At 32.2% G+C, this 2373-nt stretch carries 3 protein-coding genes; all 3 read right to left on the bottom strand.

The features are described 5' to 3' along the window. Positions 1-225: 225 nt before the first annotated feature. Positions 226-651 (bottom strand): hypothetical protein, encoded by a 426-nt coding sequence (locus Q0912_RS17430; RefSeq protein WP_299117559.1) that lies wholly within the window; start codon positions 649-651, stop codon positions 226-228. Between the two features lie 44 nt (positions 652-695). After that, positions 696-1397: a hypothetical protein gene (locus Q0912_RS17435; RefSeq protein WP_299117561.1), complete on the bottom strand. Its 702-nt coding sequence runs from the start codon at positions 1395-1397 to the stop codon at positions 696-698. A gap of 3 nt (positions 1398-1400) precedes the next feature. Further along, on the bottom strand, positions 1401-2373 hold a 973-nt coding region (locus tag Q0912_RS17440), incomplete at its 5' end, for a site-specific integrase (RefSeq protein ID WP_299117563.1).

Raw genomic sequence — 2373 nt, forward strand, 5'->3', positions numbered from 1 at the left:
AAATTAGGTCATAAAGTTAGAGTGGCTTCTTGACTTTACACAGAGCATTTTGCTTTAAAATACTAAGCATTTTGCTTTATAGAAAGGTGTTTGTGGAGCATGATTTATTCATCTAAATAATTAAAAAACAATTACTTAAAAGGTTAATGCGCTAAAGTATATTCTGGATAGGGTAATTTTATGGAAGGGTAGATATTGTAATTTTAAAACGCAATTTTTATTAACTCAGTTATTAGGCTTAAAGTATACAACAACATTAGCTTGTAAATCAAAATAAGGATATTCCCCTTTACTATTAACTGGCAAATTGTTTACCAAATGGTATCGTCCTAAAAGCTTTTCAGTAAGTCGTTTTAGGTCGCCTTTGGTTGCTGCTTTATTATCTTCTTTGGTAAAAACCGTTTTAATGGTGTTTGCTAGCATTGCTCCTGCAGCAGCATTACCCACGCCTGCTAATGACATTTGTTTTTCAGCTTGATTTGAAACTTTGGTTTCTAAAGGTTTTATACTATTTGTTTTCTGGTTTTTTGAATTTCGTAGCCTACAGGCATTAGATCGACATGAGTTGCTACAGTATTTTTGTACACCCCTTCGTTTAGGCACATATTCTTTATAACAATACTCACATGTGTAATATCTTGTAGTTTTCATTATTCGTTAAATAATCGTTCATTTAACGTTAAAATACGAAATATTTACATTTTTTCACTATCTATTTTCGAAAAATCAACATTGAAAACCGATTTTAGAAGGTGTCTATCTACATCTGCTTCACTGATTATTGATTCTTTAGCTGTAGAATGGGTTTTAGTTTTATCGGCTATTTCCTTATTAGTAGTTTTAAGAGGTGGTTTGAGATTGTTTTTGTATTCACCCTTATCAAGATCATAAGGCGAAAGCTTAAATACACGTTCGAGTTCAAACCAGGTTTTCCATTCCCCAAAATGGTCCTTCAATTCTTTTTGATGCGTTTTGAGTGTTTCATATTGATGTTCTAAATAGTCTTGCATATAAGGCTTATAATTATTGGCTTCTGTTTTAGCTTTCTCTCTAACCGAATCCATTATAACAATCCAATTATTCAGTTCCTTAAAATACTCATCTATTAAATAATGAAAGGCTTTTTTATCAAGTTTAGACCTCAATTCTAATAGTTCAAAAACGTTAGTTTTTAGTATCTTGTTCTTTTCTGATAATTGTGCGTATTGAAGAGCATTGGATATAACCTTGGGTTCACCTTTATGATTCATCAACACAAGGGTATTGAAAAGCCCCAGATCTTCTAAGGGTTTTAAATCTTTTTGGGTGGCATTTTCAAACAAGCTTCTTGATAAATAAAAAACAAGGGGATGTTTTATATTATCAATTAAGCTTTGCATATCACTATTGAGTCCCATATCCTATAATAAGTTCGAATAATCCTCAGGCAGTTCGGCATCAATATCTCTTAGATACTTCTCTAGTGCTGTCATGGTGGCATGTCCTGTAATTTGCATAAGCTTGCTCTTGGCTTCGTGTGGTGATGATTCCTTTGTTAAGGCTCTGTACAATTTAGTAATAAAGGTATGTCTAAAACTATAGAGGCCATAATTTTCGTTGTATCCAAAATGGTCTTTTATGACTTTTTTAAAACGTTTACTAAAATAGTCTCTTCTGTTTGAGAGTTTTGTATCCCATTTATCGCCAATACCATCAGGTGTAAATAAAAGCAGTTCATCATCTAGTTTAGAGAGATCGGGTAGTTCTTTAAATAGGATTTCTGGAATAATTTTCGTCTTTAAGACCTTGTTCTTGGCTTGAAATTGAAGTGTTCGCTGTTCTTGATCAATATCCTTAATTCTTAATCTGCATACTTCAATAGGTCTCAATAAATTATAAGACACAAACTTTATGTAAAGCAATAACAGTTTGTCATTGGCCTCTAGATATTTAAATATGGTTTGTTGCTCATTAAGGGAGTATGTTTTGTTGCGTTTAGGTTGTGTTTTAATGGATTTGATTTGAGAGATAAAGTTATTATCAATAATTTCATTATCCTCAAGGGTTTGAAAGATACTACTAAAGACGGTTCTATAGTTATTTCTGTTTCTTGCAGAAGAATTTAGTTGAATGCTATTTAAAAACTCAACAACCATTTTTCTGGAAATTTGATTGATTAGAGTTACTGCTCTGTGATTTTCTAACAACCATTTTTGAAATTGGTTGATACGACTTTTATAATCCCTAAGCGTAGTTGCGCTGACTACATTGGTCTTTAGTAAGATGGCCTTGTCAAAGGCTTCTTTAATTGCTATTGGTTGTTGTTGTTGTTGTTGTTGTTGTTGTTGTTGTTGTTGTTGTTGTTGTTGTTGTTGTTGTTGTTGTTGTTGTTGT

The organism is uncultured Winogradskyella sp. (assembly GCF_947498345.1).
Lineage (GTDB): Bacteria > Bacteroidota > Bacteroidia > Flavobacteriales > Flavobacteriaceae > Winogradskyella.

What these genes read in the sequence shown, in the direction of transcription:
- Q0912_RS17435 (WP_299117561.1), bottom strand. Translation starts at nt 1,397, where the DNA reads ATGGGACTCAATAGTGATATGCAAAGCTTAATTGATAATATAAAACAT.
- Q0912_RS17430 (WP_299117559.1), bottom strand. Translation starts at nt 651, where the DNA reads ATGAAAACTACAAGATATTACACATGTGAGTATTGTTATAAAGAATAT.